Raw genomic sequence first — 18381 nt, 5'->3', positions numbered from 1 at the left:
ACTTGCTTTTCGTGAGTCCTGTTATTCTGGCGTACCGACGATTTTAATAAACTCATCGATATTCTTGATTTTCATATGCTTGATCACTAACTGTTCCCGCTTGTTCCATTTTCCTTCGACTTCTAATTGGTATTTATTTAAAGGAAGGCGTAAGACATAACTGGCTAAGTAGCGATCCTTAATAATGCAATTCACGATTTTGTGGTCTTCTAAAAGTTGGATACCTGTTAGCATCATTGGCGTTTCTTGAAAAACACGGCTATTGACTAACAATCCAGTGTGGGTTTCGTTCATGGGATCTTCCTTTCTGATAAACCTGGGATAAATCATCTTTCTGTCTGTTATGTTACCTGATTTGCATCAGAAAGGCAATTCCTATAATAAATCCTCGTTATTATGTGCCACGTAAAAAGAAAGGAGGCAAAAGGAATGGTTGGGTATAACCGTTTCTCAAAAGAGTTTCAAAAGGCTTCGAAAGAACTCCGTGAAGGGAAGAAGTCCAAAAATGCCAATAAAGGGCTGCGAACACGACAAAAAATCGCTGCTGAAAAAGAACAAAAAGCACAAAATGCTTTTTCGACTGGTTTTTTGATCGGTTCCTTCAGAGAAATATTCCGCAAGAAATAAGCAAGTTCCGCTGCCAAAGCGGGACTTGCTTTTTGTTTAGAATAAATAATTGAAGAAGACACCGTTGAGAAAGGAAAAGCTCAGATAAAATAGAAAAAGTGTCACGATGTCCAGGGGTAGGCCTTTCAGAATTGGCGGAATTGCGGCAATTTGATTTCGTGTATGAACCCCTGACAAAGCACAGGAAAAGAGAAAATACATGCCTACAGCAACAAATAAATTGGTTAAATAATCGGTATAGGGAAATTGGGTCACAGTGGCGATCGTCAGCAAGATGACACTGACTAGGGTCGTCTTTTTTAGATCATTCGTCAAGAAATGTTTTTTTGCTGGAACGATCAGTAAGCATAAACTGGCAGTAATCAAGGCGATGATGGCAGCACTTACCAAATTGGTGACCACTTGATTGCCATAGACAAAGCGATTTTGAAGCAAAAGATAAAAACTTAAACCGCTCAACAAGTATGCGATTGCAATGATCCCTGACAGGAAAACCACCCGTGTCGTCACGTTCGGTTTTTTTTCTTTGACGGTCGGCGCCAAATTTTGACAGGCGTAATTTGTGAGTAGAATGACTAGGAAGACCACTAGTCGATTGGCGATCATCATATGAGAACGCTCCTTTCTTGCGTTTTAGCTCATGATTTTAAGGTTGAACGGGGTCTTTTTTCCTTCCCCTAAAATGCGAAGGCGTAAGAAGCGATCGATGAGTGGAGTAAAACAATTCATGATCAAGATGGCATAGCTCATGCCTTCGTTTGTGAAACCAAAGAAACGGAAGAGGACAACGAGAAGCCCCACGCCTAAGGCAAAAAGATTTTCTCCTGCTTTTGTTCCTGGAGTCGAAGAATAATCAGTCGCCATATAGATCGCACCCAACATGGCACCACCGCTGATGATATGCCCAATCACCGTTTGCCAACTGCCAGTAAAAAGTCCTTCTGGACCAAGGATAAAAGCAAAGAGCCCGATCGTTGCAAAAATAATCAGCGGGATACGAGGGGAGATGATTTTCTTGTAAACGAGAAAAATTCCACCCAGAAGTAAAAGCAAGGCACTGGTTTCACCGATTCGTCCCCCAGTAAATCCTAAAAAAGCATCCAACAGATCAGAACCGCTTAAGGTGTCCCCGGCCTTCATGACAGCTAATGGCGTAGCACCGGAAACGACATCGTTCGCCGTAGCTTGCGAAACCACATCAGGAGCGATGCTGCCAAAAGGTGGATCTGGCCAACTGATCAAAAACATCTGGTTATAAAACAAGCCAATCAACAAGGCGCGACCGCCAAGGGCTGGATTTAAAAAGTTATAGCCGATACCGCCAAAAAATTCTTTGACGATGATCACGGCAAACGCCACCCCGATCACTGGGAAATACCAAGGTGCGGTCGGTGGAAGATTCATCGTTAAAAGCAATGCCGTCACAACGATGCTTAGATCGAAACGAAATGGCCGTTTGATGAGGTAGGACCAAATTCCGTCGGCGGCAAACGCCGTGGCTAGCGCAATGAAAAACAACCCATATACCTTGAGCCCGAAAAGGTAGCCAGAGAATAAAACTGCTGGTAGTAAGGCTAGTACTACACAGCCCATGATTTTGACTGTTTCGTCATTGCTGCGAATATGGGGGCTTGGTGGTGTTTCTTGGTTTTTTCGTTGCTGAAAGAGGCGCTCGCTATCGGAATCCTTGTAGTAATCAGGCACTTTCCTTCGCCTCCTTCTGCAGCTGTGCAACCTTGCCTTTTGCGGCAGTGATGTTGGCAGCTAAGGAACGTTTGGCTGGACAGACAAAGGTGCAAGCACCACAATTGATACACGCTTCTGCCAGCAATTCTTCACATTTTTGATAATCGCCTGCTCGATAGAATTGATCGATCTCCATCGGCATCAGGCGCATCGGACAAGCTTCGACACATTTATTGCAGCGAATGCAGGGGTTTTCGGCATATAGCCAATCGGTTTCTTCATTAAAAACAACGATCCCGTTGCTGCCTTTGGTGACCGGAACCTTTAATGTTTTGACGGATTTCCCCATCATGGGGCCGCCAAGGATCAGCTTGCTGGGCGCACCTTGAAAGCCGCCAGCAAAATCGATCAACTCTCCTGCGAGTGTTCCTAAAGGATTTTTGACGATGCGTGGATGTTGAACATCACCAGTCACGGTTGTATAGCGTTCAATCAGCGGTTTGTCATAACAGACCGCTTCAGCGATGGCAAAGCTGGTGGCAACATTGATCAATACGATCCCAATATCGGCAGTCAAGCCGCCTAAAGGTACCTCCTGATCGGTCAATAACTCTACTAACTGCTTTTCACCACCGGTTGGATAAACAGTTGGGACAGTAACGACTTCTATCGTGTCATCCTCTGCACTTGCGGCTTGCATCGCTGAAATGGCTAGCGGTTTATCATCCTCGATGCCAATGATGATTTTTGGATCAGCTAACAATTTTTGGGCAATTTTTGCCCCTTGGATGATTTTTTTGGCTTCTTTTTGCATTAAGAAGGCATCACTGCGCAAAAAGGGCTCACATTCAGATCCGTTTAAGATCAAGGTATGGATTTTTTTATTTTCATCAATACTGAATTTGACATGGGTGGGAAACGTTGCACCGCCTTTGCCGGCGATACCGCCTTGACGGATTTTTTTGAGGATCGTTTCGTTAGCAGCAGATTGCCAGTTGAATGGGGTAGACAAAAAATCATTATCGAAGGCATAATCGTTTTCAATGATGATGGTTTTTCCTTCTTCATTGTTTTGATTTGGCCAATCGACAATATCGACGATTTTGCCCGAAACAGATGCATGGACTTTCGCAGATACAAAGGCATCTGCTTCAGCGATCACTTGCCCTTGCTTGACGTACTCACCAACGGAAACCGTCGGTTCGACAGGGGCACCAATATGTTGTGCCAAAGGGATAAAGACCATCGTGGGTGAAAAGGTAAGGATTTCATCTTGTTCGATCATTAATTTTTCTTTTAACATTTGTAACGGGGGACTTAGTGAAATTCCACCAGTAAATGTTCTCATAGCCAACACTCCTTTTTTCTCCTAACTTTATTCTAGCATGCCATCCGCATTCTCAAAACCATAAACGCTTACATTTCACAAGAAAAACTTATTTCGGTTGACATATGATTGTTTGCTCATATATAATCAGGGTATAAACATGATTGATCGTTCATATGTTCGATGGAATAGAGGAGGTTTTGATGATGGCTGAACATACTTGTCAACACGAGCACACAAAAACGAAGGGACATACGCATACCCATGATCATGGGACGTTTCCTCGTAAAGTTTACTTCGCGGGGGTAATCTTCTTTATAGTGGCGCTGTTTATTTCGAATCAATGGGTAAAAGACGGGGTTTATTTTGCTGCAGTTTTATTAGCGGGCTACCACATTTCGTGGGAAGGGATCGAGGATACCGTAAAAAGCACAAGAATCAATCGGCGCTTTACGCCAAATGTACATCTATTGATGTTATTAGCAGCGATAGGGTCAATGATCATAGGCAATTTTAATGAGGCAGCCTTACTGATTTTGATTTTTGCTGGTGCTCACTTTTTAGAAGAATACGCGGAAGGGCAAAGCCGACGAGAAATCACCAATCTTCTCAAATTGAATCCAACGGAAGCACGTTTGATGGGCCCAGATGGGAAAGCCAAAAAAATTGCTGCTTCAGAGATAAAAAAAGGGGATATTTTACAAGTTTTGCCTGGTGATCAGTTAGCAACAGATGGGGTGATTCTTTCTGGCACGAGTGCCATCAACGAAGCTTCCATCAATGGCGAGAGTATACCGCGAGAAAAAACAGCGGGAGACGAAGTTTATGGCAGTACCATCAATGGCAATGGAACATTTTTGATGGAAGTCACAAAAGACAGCTCGGAAACGGTCTTTGCCAAAATTCTTTCAGTCGTTGAAGCGGCACAGTCGAATCAGTCACCAACAGAAACACGAATCAAAAAAATCGAACCAATCTATGTAACCATTGTTTTCATTGCAGTCCCTTTGTTCATCTTAACAGCACCGTTTCTACTTGGTTGGGATTGGTATACCAGTTTTTATCGCGGGATCGTGATGATGATTGCAGCGTCTCCTTGTGCGTTAGCGGCAAGTGCGGTACCTGCTAGTTTATCTGCGATTTCAAATCTAGCGAAAAAAGGGATTCTTTTTAAAGGCAGCAACTACTTAACGAATTTTGCTCAGATCAAAGCGGTGGCATTTGACAAAACGGGCACGTTGACCGTCGGAAAACCAACGGTCACGGATGTCATTTTCGCTGAAGCCATCGATCAAGCAGAGGCCGCTTCCATCATCGTTTCGCTGGAAAAACAAGCCAATCATCCATTGGCAGATGCGATCGTTACTTATTTTGAGAAGAACAATAAAGAGCAGCAAAGCGAACAGCTGACGGTTACGAATGAGATTGGTTCCGGTTTAGTAGCCGTCTCAGGAACAAAAACCTATCGATTAGGAAAAAGAACCGAAAACTCCCAGTTAACAGGTTCGTTGGAGCAACAGTACCGTCACCTGGAGGCGCAAGGAAAAACGATGGTCGTTTTTTCCATTAATGAAGAGGTTGTCGCAATCATCGCTTTGATGGATGAGCCGAACGAACAGGCAGCTTCTGTGATTCGTTATTTAAAAAATGAAGGGATCCATACCGTTATGATCAGCGGAGATAGTGCGTCTGCTGGGGAAGCCATCGGAAAGCGGCTAAATGTTGATCAAGTGGCGGCTAATGTGTTGCCTGAGAACAAAGCGGAAGCGGTTCGAGCACTCCAAGAAGCCTACGGACAAACCGCCATGGTGGGGGATGGCATCAATGATGCGCCCGCACTTGTTCAGGCAGACATCGGTTTTGCGATGGGGGAAGGGTCAGATGTTGCTATCGAAGTGGGGGACGCCGTGATCATGAAAAATGATCTTTCACGCTTCGCGTATGCCTATCGCTTAGCGAAGAAAATGGATCGAATCATTTGGCAAAATATTTTCTTCTCCATGTTTATCGTCGCATTACTAGTCGGGTTGAATCTATTTGGAAAAATGAATATTGGACTGGGGGTATTTGCCCATGAAGGAAGTACGTTGATTGTATTGTTTAACGGGTTGCGCCTTTTGCGCAAACTGCCAGATGCATAAAAAAAAGCGGCTATCGAAGGATAGCTGCTTTTTTAATGACTGAATTGTGTCGAAGTTGGAAAATCAAAGGCATCGATTTTTTGCAATCGATTTTCGATCCTTCTTAAAATCCCTTCAGAGGAATCCAACGGTTTGATTGCATGATAAGCAGTCAGTAACAGGTCTTTTTCTTTAGCGGGACGGTTTTCGATGCGGTAGATATTTGCTAGTCGTTCCACGTATTCATAATGACTATAGTCTGTTTTGTTGATCAAGAAATGCAAGAGATCTTTTGCTTTTGCGTAGTCTTCTTGAAGATAAAAACTGATTGCTTCACGATACAATTTGATATCAAGTTCTTCGATCTGGTCAGGGGTTGCTTTAAGCGCACGCCACTCATTGATCGAGATTTTTCGTACGACTTTGCCAGTTGCATCGGTCAAAAAAATTACCGGTACATCGTTTGGATGTTTTGCTTCTTGCTTGATTTTCTTCATGTCGCACCTCCCGCGTGTCAATGGACTGACTGTTTGATATCTCCTATTTTAAAAGGAATAGCGGGAAAAGTCTACATGTAGATGTTAGATTCGTAGGAAATTTTAAAACATTCTCATTTATTAGGCTCTTTTTCGTTGAAAATGGTTGACCGCATCGGAGGCACCCATGAAAATCAAGATCCCGCCAAAAATTTGGAAGAATAACAACCAAGTGGCGAAGGGATTCAATACTAGGATGATCCCTGCAGCAATGATCAATAGACTGATGATCAAGCTAGTGATATAAGGTAAACCAATGCGTTTTTGGTTAAAGCTTGCCATCAATCGGGCGCAACCGCTGATGGTGATCATGATTCCTAAGAAAAATGGCACGATGGCAAGTAATCCTTTGGCAAAAACTAAAATCGCAGCTGCCGCAATCAACAGTAAGATACCAGAGACGGATTGCACATTGCGATAGCCCTTTTGTTTTTCTTTGTAGCTCGTATACAAGCTAATGATCCCTAAACATGCAATATACCCGGCAACAAGATAAACGATCGTGTTGAAGACAGATCGTGGTGCAATCAAGATGATGAAGCCAAAGACGATATATACGACGGCACGAAGTAAATCATAGCGTTGTAATTTATCAAAAAATGCATTCATGATAATTCCTCCTTTTTTTCCTATTGTACCGAATTCTTGATAAAATAGATATCAAAAAACCTACGAAATAGGCTAAGCCTTTTGTATCAGATGGTTTTTTGGTAGAATAAGGAAAAGAAAACAGAACGGAGAGTATTATGAGTGGGTTAACGCTAGTGATGTGTGCCTTTACGATCGTTTTATACCTTTATTTATTCGTGGTAAGGAAAGACATTCAATTTCTTGCTGTGGAGCGCAAACTAAGCAAGGTCGCCATTACGATTTTTTCAGTAATGATTATCCTATCTATGGTGATGATGGAAGAGGCACTTGATAATCGGGTGCGAGGGATCGTTTCGGGTTTGGTCTTTTTGAGCTTTGTTTTAGATAGCCGCGGCTTAGCACTTGATCGAATCATTGTCCATCCAATGAGTATCAAAGGGGTACTATACCAAGAGATCGATCGAGTCGTTTTATTTCAAGAAAAGGAAGGGCAGCCCATCAAGATGAACTATTTTCGAAGAGGGATGAGAGGCCCATTAATGAAATTCAAGCAGCCATTAGCAGAATTGGTTGTTTTCTTGTCAGAACACTTGAATGAAGGGACACCGATCGATATTTTAGTCGATCATGATCAAGGAACAAAGGACTAAAAGACCCTCGATTACTGCCATTTTAAGGCGTAATCAAGGGTCTTTTTTTAGGTCGAAAATTGATTAATGGAACACGCGGAAGCGCTCATCGTCACTTAGAAATTCTTTTTCGTTCGGTTCGCTTTCTTTTGAACCAAAGACTAGTTGCGCCCGCAGTTGCCAATTTCCAGGAATTGACCATTCAGCTGCAACAGCATCATCGATGACAGGGTTGTAATGCTGTAAGTTGGCACCTAATCCAGCTTCTTCTAAAGCGGTCCAAGCGTTCGCTTGAGCGATCCCATTCGATTGTTCTGCCCAAACGGGAAAGTTCTCTGCATATAGAGCAAATTGCTCTTGCAAATTTTTCACGGTATCCGTGTGAATAAAGAATAGAACGGTTCCGTAACCCGCTTTAAAACCAGCAAGTTTTTGTTTTGTCGCTTCAAACGCTTCGGGTGGTGTCAATGGTTCTATCGCAGCCTCTGTTAATGTCCACAATTTTTCGTGGGCTTCGCCAAATAAAATCACGGCTCTTGGTGATTGTGCGTTAAACGCAGTTGGACTATTTTTCACTGCTTCTTTCACAATGTCTTCGATTTCAGTGTCGGAAAGAGCCACATTTTTACCTAGCCCATAGATTGAGCGGCGCTGTTTGATTGTATCAAGAAATTTTGTCATCGTATTCCCACCTTTTCTATTGTCATAGAGTGAAGTATACATTCTTACTTAATGTTAGTAAAAGAAAATGCTTGGGACGTCAAAAAGTCAGGCAAACGCACCTGACTTTTTCTTATTGGGCATCGATAGCAATGAATTTAACGGTCACGTATTCTTCAGGGCCATATTTGCCGTTTTCACGACCAAAACCGGAATGCTTGACGCCGCCGAAGGGAGCCGCCGGATTTGAGATCGCAATGTCATTGACCCCAACCATCCCATATTGGAGGTTTTGGGCTACATTCGAGATCGTTTGCAAATTCGTTGAAAAGAAGTAGGAAGCTAGTCCAAATTCCGTATCATTTGCCGCAGCGATGACTGCTTGTCGATCCGTAAATGAGATCAATGGAATCACAGGTCCAAAGGTTTCTTCATAGTAGATAGCCATCTCAGAAGTAATCCCATCGATGACCGTTGGTGCGAAGAAGTTGCCTTTTTCGTATTCACCTTCAGTAAGCTTCTTACCACCGAGTAAAACTTTAGCTCCTTTATTTACCGCATCTTCCAACTGCTCGATGACTTTTTCAACGCCTGCTTGGTTGATCAAAGGACCAACAGTAGGGTTTTCCAGACCATTGCCGACCGTTACGGTTTCCATTTTCGCTAGTAATGTTTTGGTAAAGGCGTCTTTGACGGACTCTTCGACAAAAATTCGATTGGGGGATGTACAGACCTGACCGTTGTTGCGGAATTTTGCTGCAATTAATTTTTCAGCAGCTAAATCTAAATCAGCATCAGCAAAAACAAGAAACGGGGCATGACCACCTAACTCCAATGAAACTTTTTTCAGAGTTGGTGCTGCTTGTTCATATAATTTCATCCCAACTTTCGTGGAGCCGGTAAAGGTGATTTTTTTGACTTGTTCATTTTCGGTCAATTCTTTCCCAATCTCAGAAGAATCACCTAAGACGATATTGACGACCCCGTCTGGAAGTCCTGCTTGTTGAAAAAGCTCGCCTAAAGCTAATGCGGATAGTGGGGTTTCTTTTGATGGTTTCATAACAAGGGTACAGCCAACGGCCATAGCAGGTGCAATTTTTCTTGCAATCATGTTAGAAGGAAAGTTCCAAGGTGTGATCGCGCCAACAACTCCGATCGCTTCTTTGCGTACCAGCCAATGATTGTGTTCAGGGGCTGGAATCACTTCGCCATAGACCCGTTGCGCTTCAGCTGCATTCCAACGGAAATTGTCAACGTTGGATTGGATTTCTGCCTCCGCTTCTTTTAATGGTTTTCCTTGTTCCATACTCATGATTTTTGCTAAACGATCGCTTTCTTCCTCCATCAAATCAGCAATGACGTTCATCAAATCGGCACGTTCTCGAGGGGAGCGTTTTGACCATTCGGGAAAAGCAATCGCTGCGGCATCGATTGCTTGCTTGGTTTCCTTGATCCCTCCTTGACTGACTTTTACGAGTTCTTCATTAGTGGCAGGATTGGTAACCGAAACCGACTCTTTTGTTCCTTCAAGCCATTTTCCGTTAATCAATAACTTTGTTGGTACTTGTGGTAACTGTTGGTTCATCTTGGCACTTCCTTTCAATAATGGGTTCTTATTTAACCCTAGCACGGATCAGAAAGGATGACAATTCATATGCAAGTCTCTTGATTCTCCAAATTTTTGTAAAGAACCAAAGGGGAAATGTCCTGCTCCTATCATTTTATGGTAGAATAGAAAAATAAGAATGTTTGTTCGATTCTTGGAAAATATAGTAAAATATTCAAGGAGTGAGGGACGCGTGCAACAAGTAAAAGAGCTTTTAAAAACAGTAGGATTTGTCGTGATCTTCACTTTATTCCTCTTGTTATTAAGACAGTATGTCTTTACTCCTGTGATCGTAAAAGGAGATTCGATGGACCCCACATTACATGATGGTGAGCGGGTGATTGCTTTGAAAAATACCGAGATCGAACGTTTCGATATCATAACGTTTGAAGCACCGGATGAAGCAGGCAAAAACTATATCAAACGCGTGATCGGTTTACCTGGCGATCAGGTTTCCTATCAAAACGATGCCCTTTATATCAATGGACAAGCATATGATGAACCCTACTTGGATGAATTCAAAGCAGCTGTCACAGATGGCTTTCCATTGACAAGTGATTTTGATATGGGGTTATTTGGTGTTGAAGTCATTCCTGAAGGTCAAATTTTAGTGTTAGGGGATAACCGCCGAATTTCCAAAGATAGTCGTCAATTAGGTCTGATCGATGAAGCAACGATTTTGGGTGATGTAAAATTTGTATTCTGGCCAATAGCCGATTTTGGTATGCTAGGCAAAGAGTGAAATTCTGCGACCGTTTTTTTGTTTTTAAGGAGATTCTTTTAAAAACAAAGACGCATTTGAAGAAGCGTGTCGCTGATTTTTAGTGTTTTTTTTAAAAGACGATGGAGAGAAGGAGTCCTTTCATGAGTTTACGATTTATCCTTGGCGATGGCCGTTGTCGTCATGATCAAGCAGTGATAGAAAATGCAAAAAGTTGGTTAGAAAAAGACCATCAAGAAGTATTTTTTCTGGTACCTAACTACAACAAATTTGAACGAGAGCGTGAGATCCTTCAATTACTGAAAGAGGATCGCGTAGAAGATTTTGCTTCTATTCGCGCGCAAGTGTATAGTTTTCACCGTTTGGCTTGGTTTTATTTGCAGCAAACCGGCTTGCTTTCTCAAAATGCCATCACTGAAAATGGTGCCTCCATGATCATGCGTAAGCTGCTTTTGGAACTAGAAGAAGAACTCGTCTTATACCGTGGTGAGATCAACAAAGCGGGTTTTATCCAGCAATTGTTGGCGTTCTATCAAGAAATGCATACAAGTCGATTGGGGATCGAAGATTTATTGGCAGGTGGTGCTGCACCAAGCGCAACCCAAGACGAGGAGAAAAAATACAGTGAATTAGCGAAAATATTTCAACGATTTGAACAAGAACTTCTGGAGCGTGCATTACAAGTCGAACAACCGATCACCTTGTTGACACGCTTTCTTGAAGGTTCCTTGCTGGATGATTCTCCAGTGGAGCAAGCAATGCCTAACGCGGTGTCAATGAACAAAGCACCAGATCTTTCCCATGCCTTATTTATTATCAGTGGGTTTTCCGCTTTTTCAACACAGGAACAGCAGCTGATTCAAGTGTTGATGAAAAAAAGTCATGTCATTATTGATCTTTTTCTGGATCGTGGGTATCCACAAGAGCTGCCTTCACCGTTAAATTTGTTTTATGAAGCAGGGCGAACCTATTATCAATTGATCAGTTTTGCCCGAGAAAATCAAGTGCCGATTTATTTGGATCAGAAACTTTCGGTCAACCAAGAGGTAGACAAGGAAGCGAAGGGATCGATGCAACAGGCGTATAATGAAATTGAAACATTTTGGCGGCAGACTCAGTCACAAGTCAACTATCAGCAACAGTCCTCTGTGAAGGACTTTCTGGCAATTTGGAAAGTTGGGAATCCAGAAGAAGAGATCCGTCAGATTGCAGCGTCGATCCGTGGGATGATGAGCGATAAGAAACGGTACCCAACATTACGATACCGAGAGATCCAATTATTGATCGCTGAACCAGAAATCTATCATCAATATATCCCTAAAATTTTTACTGAGTTTGAGATTCCTTTTTATATCGATGAAGAGCAGATGATGGCGCAACATCCATTGGTTGAGTTTTTGAATGCTTTTTTTGCTTGTCAATCCTACGGCTTTCGCTTAAATGATATTTTACGGTTGCTTAGAACGGAACTTTACTTACCGGCAGCCTATCGCTCCGAAGCAGATTGGCTCGTTGGGCGTGACCAGTTTCGTAAGTTGGTGGATATTACCGAGAACAAAGCGTTGGCTCATGATTTCCAAGGAGCGAGTTGGACGAGAAACGAAGATTGGGAACTGATCGAGTATTTACAATCGGAAGAAGAGCAGACGGATAAAGTGGATTTGACAGCGTATACCAACCAGTTGCGCAGGGCCTTTAAACAAGATGTTGCTGATACTCTAGACTGGCTGACGGCTGCTAGAACGAACCGCGATGCGGTCGAACTGCTGTATCGCTTTTTACTGAATGCCGGTGTTGAAGAACAACTGCGGCATTGGCGAGATCAAGCAATCCAGCAAGGGAAGTTGGATCAAGCCCGTAATCATGAACAAGCATGGCAAGCCTTGATGGATTTGCTGGATGAATATGCTGCGATCTATGGGGAAGAGTCCTTTGATTTTGCGCTCTTTGAGGATGTCTTATTGACTGGCTTAGAAAATGTCACATTCGGGAAGATCCCAACAGCGATCGACCAAGTCAACATCAATCGCCTTGATCTGGCACGTCCAAAGCAAGCAAAGATCACATTTGCACCGGGATTGAATGAAACGGCGTTGCCAAGAAAAATAGAGAACAAAACGTTGTTGACGAATGAAGAACGTCAGCATTTCAATCAGTTGTTCAATGGTGAAAAATACCTTAGAGATACAGTGGTGGAAGGCAGTGTCAAGGAGCCATTTGCCTTTTATTCTGTCTTGCTTTCAGCAACGGAACACTTATCACTGTCCTATGCCGTTAATTTTGATACCCAGCAAAACATCAAAATGTCGCCTTATTTAGATCGCGTGGTCAAACGTTTGGATGTCCCACTGCAAGAGCGAGGGATTTTGACGCTAGTCAGCGATCCAAGAAACTATGTCGGCAGTTACCGTGGCCTGATCTATCAAATCAATAACCTCAGTCAGCAAGCGCAAAAAAACAAAGAGAATTTGCCTAGGGTTTGGGAGCAGCTGAAACAAGCGCTGCTGCGTTCGGAATGGACAGATTTAGCTGCCCAAGTATTTGAAAGCCAAACTCATCAAAATATTCCGATTCCTTTGTCTCAAGCACAAGCTGCGGCACTATATGGACCATCGATCTACAGTTCCATTTCTCAGATGGAGACGTTCTATCAGTGTGAATACAAGTATTTCGTCAGCTACGGATTACGGTTAAAAGAACGGGAAGTTTATGGCTTAAATCCAGCAATGACCGGTGAGTTTTTCCATGATGCGTTGGACCGCTTTGTCAAAGTCCTGATTGCTGAAAATATTTCCTTGACCCAGTTAACTGCTGACCAACGCGTGCAATTTGTGGAAGTCGTTTTGCAGGAAATTTTTGGCGAAAGCCGTTATCGCTTACTGACGAGCTCTGCTCGGATGAATTTTATTCGGTATCAATTAGGCAAGACGATTCAGCGAGTAGCGTGGGCATTAGCGAAACAAGGACAAAAAATGCATTTTAGTCCTGAAAAGACGGAGGTGCTATTCGGTCAGATCGCTGGCTCAAATGGAATCAATGGGATCGAATTGCCATTAAGTTCTGGCGGGAAACTGCATGTGCGGGGGAAGATCGATCGTGTCGATACGGCGAAAACGGAAGAAGAACAATGGCTTTCTGTTGTTGACTATAAATCTAGCAGCCGAGATTTTGACCTTTCTGAAGCATACTACGGACTTGCGATGCAGTTGATCACCTATCTCGATGTCGCATTGACGGATGCTGTCCAACTGGTTGGTTCGCCAAATGTGCGACCAGCGGGGGCTTATTATCTGCATGTGCATAATCCGCTTTTGGATGGACAAGAAGCCAGTGAAGAAGAACGTTTAAAACGTTTCAAGTATGACGGGTTGTTTATTGACGAACCGGCTGTTTTCCCGTTGCTAGATGAGGATGTTGAAGCCAGCAAAAATTCACCGATATTTCCTGTTCGAAAAGACAAAAACGGCAATTATCAAAAAACAACGCAGGCGAAAAACAAGTTTTATACAGAAGAAGAGCTTGAACTATTAAGAAAACACAATCGTAAAAACATGCAGCAAAGCGGTGAGAAGCTGTTGAGCGGTGAAATCGCCTTAAACCCGTCTTATAAAATAAAAGACAAAAAACGGGCGTGTGAATTTTGTCCGTTTCGCAGCATCTGTGACTTTGATGTATTGTTGAAAGAAAATGAGTACCACCGTTTAGAAAACTTATCTAAAGATGAGATTATCCATCGCTTAAGGGAGGAAGAAGATGAGTAAGATCCCTTTAAAACCGCAAAATGAAACCTTTACGGATACCCAATGGCAAGCCATTTTTGATAAAGGGGATAATATCCTCGTTTCCGCTTCAGCGGGTTCAGGCAAAACCACCGTTTTGGTTCGGCGAGTGATCGAAAAGCTAAAAGCAGGAACGACGATCGATTCTTTACTGATCGTAACCTTTACCGAAGCAGCTGCTCGAGAAATGAAAGAACGGATTCAAGTGGCATTGCAACAGGCCATCAATCAAGAAAGTGACGAGCAAAAGCGCCAGCACTTCGTTCGTCAGCTGCAGCTGTTGCCGACAGCTAACATTTCTACCTTGCATGCGTTTTGTTTAACTGTGATTCGGCGTTTTTATTATTTGATCGATTTAGATCCTAATTTCCGCATGATGACCGATGAAACCGAAATTTTATTGATGAAAGAAGAAATCTGGACACAGCTGAGAGATCAACAATATGAAGCCAATGATGAAGCCTTCTTTCGTTTGACGGAAAATTTTTCAAGTGATCGTTCTGATGAAGGCGTCGGGGATCTGATCCTGTCTCTTTATGACTTTGCCCGAGCCAATCCAGATCCAGTCAACTGGTTAGCCCATCTAAGTGATCACTATATCGGCAAAGAAACCTTTGCTGAAAATATCCTTTATCAATCGCAAATCAAACCGACTTTGCAAGAAAATTTGAAGACAGCGGCGCATTTGCTGCAGGCGGCGCAAGACTATGCCCGTTCTGATGAAGCGATGGAAAAAGCGGCACAGTTGATCGATACCGAATTGGGCATGGTGGAAACCTTAAAGTCTCTGCTGGGTGCAGACGATGTCGATGGCTTCTATGAGCAGATCCAAACATTGCGTTTTGGTCGTTACCCAGCTTTTCGCAAACCAGAACAAAAGGAATTGTCCCAAGAAATCAAGCCCTTACGCGATGATGCGAAAAAATTGGTCGAGCAATTGAAGGCCACCTTCCCGTATCCGCCAGCTGAAATGATGGAGCTGCTTCATCGATCAGCACCTGTCGTTGAAAAAATGGCAGCGATGACCGAAGCATTTATGAAAGCATTTCAAGAAAGAAAGCTTTCAAAAGGCCGTTTAGACTTTAATGATTTGGAACATTTCACCTTGCAGATTTTACAAGGAGATGGCAGTGGAAGTGAGGCGTCGACCTATTATCGTGATCGCTTTGAAGAAGTATTAGTCGATGAATACCAAGACGTCAATCGGCTGCAAGAGGCAATTTTATATTGGGTCAGACAAGTCGATCATAACCCTGGCAATATGTTTATGGTGGGGGATGTGAAGCAGTCGATCTATTCGTTTCGACTAGCAGATCCGACGCTATTTATCGAAAAATACTTGGCATTTGAAACAGAGAATGGTGGGCGAAGAATCGTCTTAGCAGAAAATTTCCGTTCTCGTTCCGATGTATTGGATTTTACGAATCTAGTTTTTCAACAACTGATGGATGAAAGGGTTGGACAAATCCCTTACGATGAGGCGGCAGCCTTGATTACCGGTTTTCCTGATTTTCCAGAAAGCGAGGCCTTTGCCACAGAGCTCTTGTTATATGAAAAAGAGCATGAATCCGAAGAACAATTGATCGATGACAAAACAGAAGGTGAAATGCAGATCACTGCCTTGAAGATTCGAGAGTTGATTGAATCAAAATTCATGATCTATGACAAAAAAGCCAAAACAAATCGACCAATCACTTACAATGACATCGTCTTATTGACCCCCACACGTAAAAACAATCTTGTCATTTTGGATGTCTTTAAGCAGTTTGGGATTCCGATGGCGGTCAATGATGCTCAAAACTATTTTCAGGCAACGGAGATCCAAACCGTCGTTTCTTTGCTGCAGATCATTGATAACCCGTACCAAGATATCCCACTCGTGGCCGTTTTGCGTTCGCCAATCGTCGGCCTAACAGAAGATCAATTGGCTGAGATCCGTTTAGCGAATCGTTCCAGCGACTACTACGATGCAGTATTGGATTACCATGGGCAACAAGAAGCGTCACCCTTGTGGCAAACGGTGGATGGGTTTTTAACAAAACTGGAACAATGGCGAGAGGAAGCACGACGATTACCAATCCCAACCTTGCTTTGGCAAATCTATGAAGATACTGCCTATTTGGATTATGTCGTGGGACTGCCTGCAGGTCAGCAGCGCTATGCCAATTTAGCGGCATTGGTCCACAGAGCGGAGAAATACGAAAAGAGCAGTTTCCGTGGGTTGTACCAATTCATTCGCTTCATCGAAAAGATGCAAGAAAAAAACAAGGACTTGGCAGAGCCGTTAGCTACACCAGTAGAAGATGCAGTTCGTGTGATGACCGTCCATGCAAGTAAAGGTTTGGAATTTCCTGTAGTCTTCTTATTGGATACAACAAAATTCTTTAATTACCAAGATTTTCAAAAACGCTATATCTTTGAAGAACAGCTGGGGGCTGGGATCCAATATGTGGAACCCGCAGAAAACCTTAAATTTGAAACACTGCCGTTTCAAGCCATCAAGCAAGTTCGTTTGAAAAAAGCCTTGTCAGAAGAGATGCGAAAATTATATGTAGCATTGACACGAGCAGAGCAGAAGCTTTTCTTAGTAGGCTCCTATAAAAATCAAGCGGATGCCTTCAAGACATGGCAATCTGGCTTGACACAATCCGAGATGGTTCTTGATCCAGCGTTGCGCTTAGTGGCACGGGGGAGCTTGATGGATTGGGTCGGACGGACCCTGATGCGCCATCCAGATATGGAAGCAGTATTCTCCGAAGCGTCAGAGCGCAAGCGAACGATCGATCATCCTGCTCATTTTCGTCTGTCATGGTGGAATCAAGAAACGATCACGCAAGAAGTCCAAGAGACGCTTGCGCCAGTCGAGGAGCCTAAACGATTGATTGCGCCAGATAGCAATATCGATGATCTTTTGAAACGCCTAGCCTATCGCTATCCTTATCAAAAAGCGACCCAAACGACTAGTTATCAATCTGTTTCAGAATTGAAAAGACTCTATAACGATCCTGATGATCAACAGACCACTTTGTTGGAATGGCGGTCGGTTTCCGAGAAGACGAATCCTCAGCAATATCGCTACGTACAAGATGAATTGGCGAAACCCAAATTTCTGCAAGAAACGAAGCCTCTCGCCAGCAGTATCGGAACCGCAACACATACGGTTTTGCAAATGATCCCCTTAGGAATGAAGCCAACACAAGATACTTTGGCGCTCCTGATTGCTGAACTCGTGAAAAAGCAATTTTTTTCTGAAGAAATCGCCAAAAAAATTGACCGATCGAGTATTTTGTGGTTTTATCAAACTGAACTAGGTGAACTGTTGAACCAATTCTCTGATGTGGTGAAGCGAGAGCAGCCGTTTTCGATGCTAAAAGAGGCCGATACGATCTTTGAAGGGTTTGACGAACCAGATGCGCCGCTTTTGATCCATGGTATTATTGACGGCTATATTGAATTGGCGGATGAAATCATTTTGTATGACTTTAAAACGGATGATGTGTTCGGCAGTCAGGCTCAGATTGAACAGAAAATGCGCGAACGATATTATGGTCAATTAAAACTCTATTGCCAAGCATTGGAGAAAGCATTGAACAAACCAGTGAAACAGACCTATTTAGTGCTGTTAAAACCTAAGATGATCGTGGCATTCTAGCTGATCGATCCTAGTTTCTTACATTTCGTAAGTCATATGCTATAATAGGTAAAAGAGGTGATGGAGAATGATAAAAGTAGAATCGGATTATGCCCTTTGTCCTAAATTTGAAAAAGCTTTTTCTATTTTAGGCAAAAAGTGGAACGGCTTGATCATTGATGTCCTTCTTGAAGACGGCAAACAAAGATTTGTTGAGTTAGCAAACAAGATTCCTCAAGTGAGTGATCGGGTGTTAGTCGAACGCTTGAAAGAATTAGAGCGGGAAGAAATTGTCTGCAAAGAAAACAATCTTTACTGCTTGACGCCAAGAGGTATTGCTCTTGAAAAGAGTATGATGAGTGTGAAGCGTTGGGCAGAAACCTGGGTACGTGAGGAAGAATGCAGTTGATTTCTCAACGGAAATTAGGTAAACTAAGCTTAAATGAATAGTAAAAAAAGCGTTGATAG

15 protein-coding genes are annotated in these 18381 nt (G+C 42.9%); 7 read left to right on the top strand and 8 right to left on the bottom strand.

The annotated features are described in order from the left end of the window. Nucleotides 1-21 precede the first annotated feature (21 nt). Nucleotides 22-294 carry a hypothetical protein gene (locus tag A5867_RS10445; protein WP_005226206.1) on the bottom strand — a complete coding sequence of 91 codons (273 nt, stop codon included), beginning with the start codon at nucleotides 292-294 and terminating at the stop codon, nucleotides 22-24. A gap of 135 nt (nucleotides 295-429) precedes the next feature. Here A5867_RS10445 and A5867_RS10440 point away from each other — a divergent pair, with 135 nt between their 5' ends. After that, nucleotides 430-627, top strand: coding sequence for a hypothetical protein (locus tag A5867_RS10440; RefSeq protein ID WP_015509783.1), 198 nt, complete (start codon nucleotides 430-432; stop codon nucleotides 625-627). 36 nt (nucleotides 628-663) lie between these two features. On the opposite strand, the gene A5867_RS10435 is transcribed toward A5867_RS10440, so the two are convergent. From A5867_RS10435 to rsxC, 3 genes are read right to left on the bottom strand one after another with little or no spacing between them, the layout of a single operon-like run. After that, on the bottom strand, nucleotides 664-1236 hold the full coding sequence (locus A5867_RS10435) for a hypothetical protein (RefSeq protein WP_005226204.1): 573 nt from the start codon (nucleotides 1234-1236) through the stop codon (nucleotides 664-666). 24 nt (nucleotides 1237-1260) lie between these two features. Further along, nucleotides 1261-2331 carry an RnfABCDGE type electron transport complex subunit D gene (locus A5867_RS10430; RefSeq protein ID WP_015509781.1) on the bottom strand — a complete coding sequence of 357 codons (1071 nt, stop codon included), beginning with the start codon at nucleotides 2329-2331 and terminating at the stop codon, nucleotides 1261-1263. Then, entirely contained in the window at nucleotides 2324-3661 is a 1338-nt protein-coding gene (rsxC, locus tag A5867_RS10425) for an electron transport complex subunit RsxC (RefSeq protein ID WP_005226202.1), read from the bottom strand. The genes A5867_RS10430 and rsxC overlap by 8 nt, the downstream gene beginning before the upstream one ends. Nucleotides 3662-3843: 182 nt before the next feature. Between rsxC and A5867_RS10420 the strand changes: the two genes are divergently transcribed. Next, complete coding sequence (locus tag A5867_RS10420) at nucleotides 3844-5781, top strand: heavy metal translocating P-type ATPase (protein WP_170927529.1); 1938 nt, start codon at nucleotides 3844-3846, stop codon at nucleotides 5779-5781. Between the two features lie 32 nt (nucleotides 5782-5813). Here the strand turns inward: A5867_RS10420 and A5867_RS10415 are convergent, their stop codons facing one another. Together A5867_RS10415 and A5867_RS10410 are read right to left on the bottom strand one after the other, a co-directional pair. After that, complete coding sequence (locus A5867_RS10415) at nucleotides 5814-6257, bottom strand: hypothetical protein (RefSeq protein ID WP_005226200.1); 444 nt, start codon at nucleotides 6255-6257, stop codon at nucleotides 5814-5816. A gap of 120 nt (nucleotides 6258-6377) precedes the next feature. Continuing rightward, a complete protein-coding gene (locus A5867_RS10410) occupies nucleotides 6378-6905 on the bottom strand; it encodes a DUF308 domain-containing protein (RefSeq protein WP_087627548.1) in 528 nt (175 codons plus the stop codon). A 137-nt stretch (nucleotides 6906-7042) separates the two neighbouring features. Between A5867_RS10410 and A5867_RS10405 the strand changes: the two genes are divergently transcribed. Then, complete coding sequence (locus A5867_RS10405) at nucleotides 7043-7537, top strand: hypothetical protein (RefSeq protein ID WP_005226198.1); 495 nt, start codon at nucleotides 7043-7045, stop codon at nucleotides 7535-7537. Nucleotides 7538-7600: 63 nt separating this feature from the next. Here A5867_RS10405 and A5867_RS10400 read toward each other — a convergent pair whose 3' ends face one another. After that, nucleotides 7601-8197, bottom strand: a complete 597-nt coding sequence (locus A5867_RS10400) for a nitroreductase family protein (protein ID WP_015509778.1) — start codon at nucleotides 8195-8197, stop codon at nucleotides 7601-7603. A gap of 112 nt (nucleotides 8198-8309) precedes the next feature. Continuing rightward, nucleotides 8310-9761: an NAD-dependent succinate-semialdehyde dehydrogenase gene (locus A5867_RS10395; RefSeq protein ID WP_087627547.1), complete on the bottom strand. Its 1452-nt coding sequence runs from the start codon at nucleotides 9759-9761 to the stop codon at nucleotides 8310-8312. A gap of 214 nt (nucleotides 9762-9975) precedes the next feature. Here A5867_RS10395 and lepB point away from each other — a divergent pair, with 214 nt between their 5' ends. From lepB to A5867_RS10375, 4 genes are all read left to right on the top strand, one after another. After that, entirely contained in the window at nucleotides 9976-10524 is a 549-nt protein-coding gene (gene lepB, locus A5867_RS10390) for a signal peptidase I (RefSeq protein WP_087627546.1), read from the top strand. Between the two features lie 122 nt (nucleotides 10525-10646). Beyond that, the gene (locus A5867_RS10385) at nucleotides 10647-14264 is read left to right on the top strand and encodes a PD-(D/E)XK nuclease family protein (RefSeq protein ID WP_087627545.1); all 3618 of its coding nucleotides are present in this window, start codon (nucleotides 10647-10649) and stop codon (nucleotides 14262-14264) included. Then, complete coding sequence (gene addA, locus A5867_RS10380) at nucleotides 14257-17934, top strand: helicase-exonuclease AddAB subunit AddA (protein ID WP_087627544.1); 3678 nt, start codon at nucleotides 14257-14259, stop codon at nucleotides 17932-17934. The genes A5867_RS10385 and addA overlap by 8 nt, the downstream gene beginning before the upstream one ends. A 67-nt stretch (nucleotides 17935-18001) precedes the next feature. After that, nucleotides 18002-18322, top strand: coding sequence for a winged helix-turn-helix transcriptional regulator (locus A5867_RS10375; RefSeq protein WP_005226192.1), 321 nt, complete (start codon nucleotides 18002-18004; stop codon nucleotides 18320-18322). Nucleotides 18323-18381 lie beyond the last annotated feature (59 nt).

It is taken from the genome of Enterococcus sp. 6D12_DIV0197, from assembly GCF_002174385.1.
GTDB lineage: Bacteria > Bacillota > Bacilli > Lactobacillales > Enterococcaceae > Enterococcus_D > Enterococcus_D casseliflavus.
The sequence above is the reverse complement of the archived record's forward strand: the minus strand, read 5'-3'. Positions and strand labels throughout refer to the sequence as shown.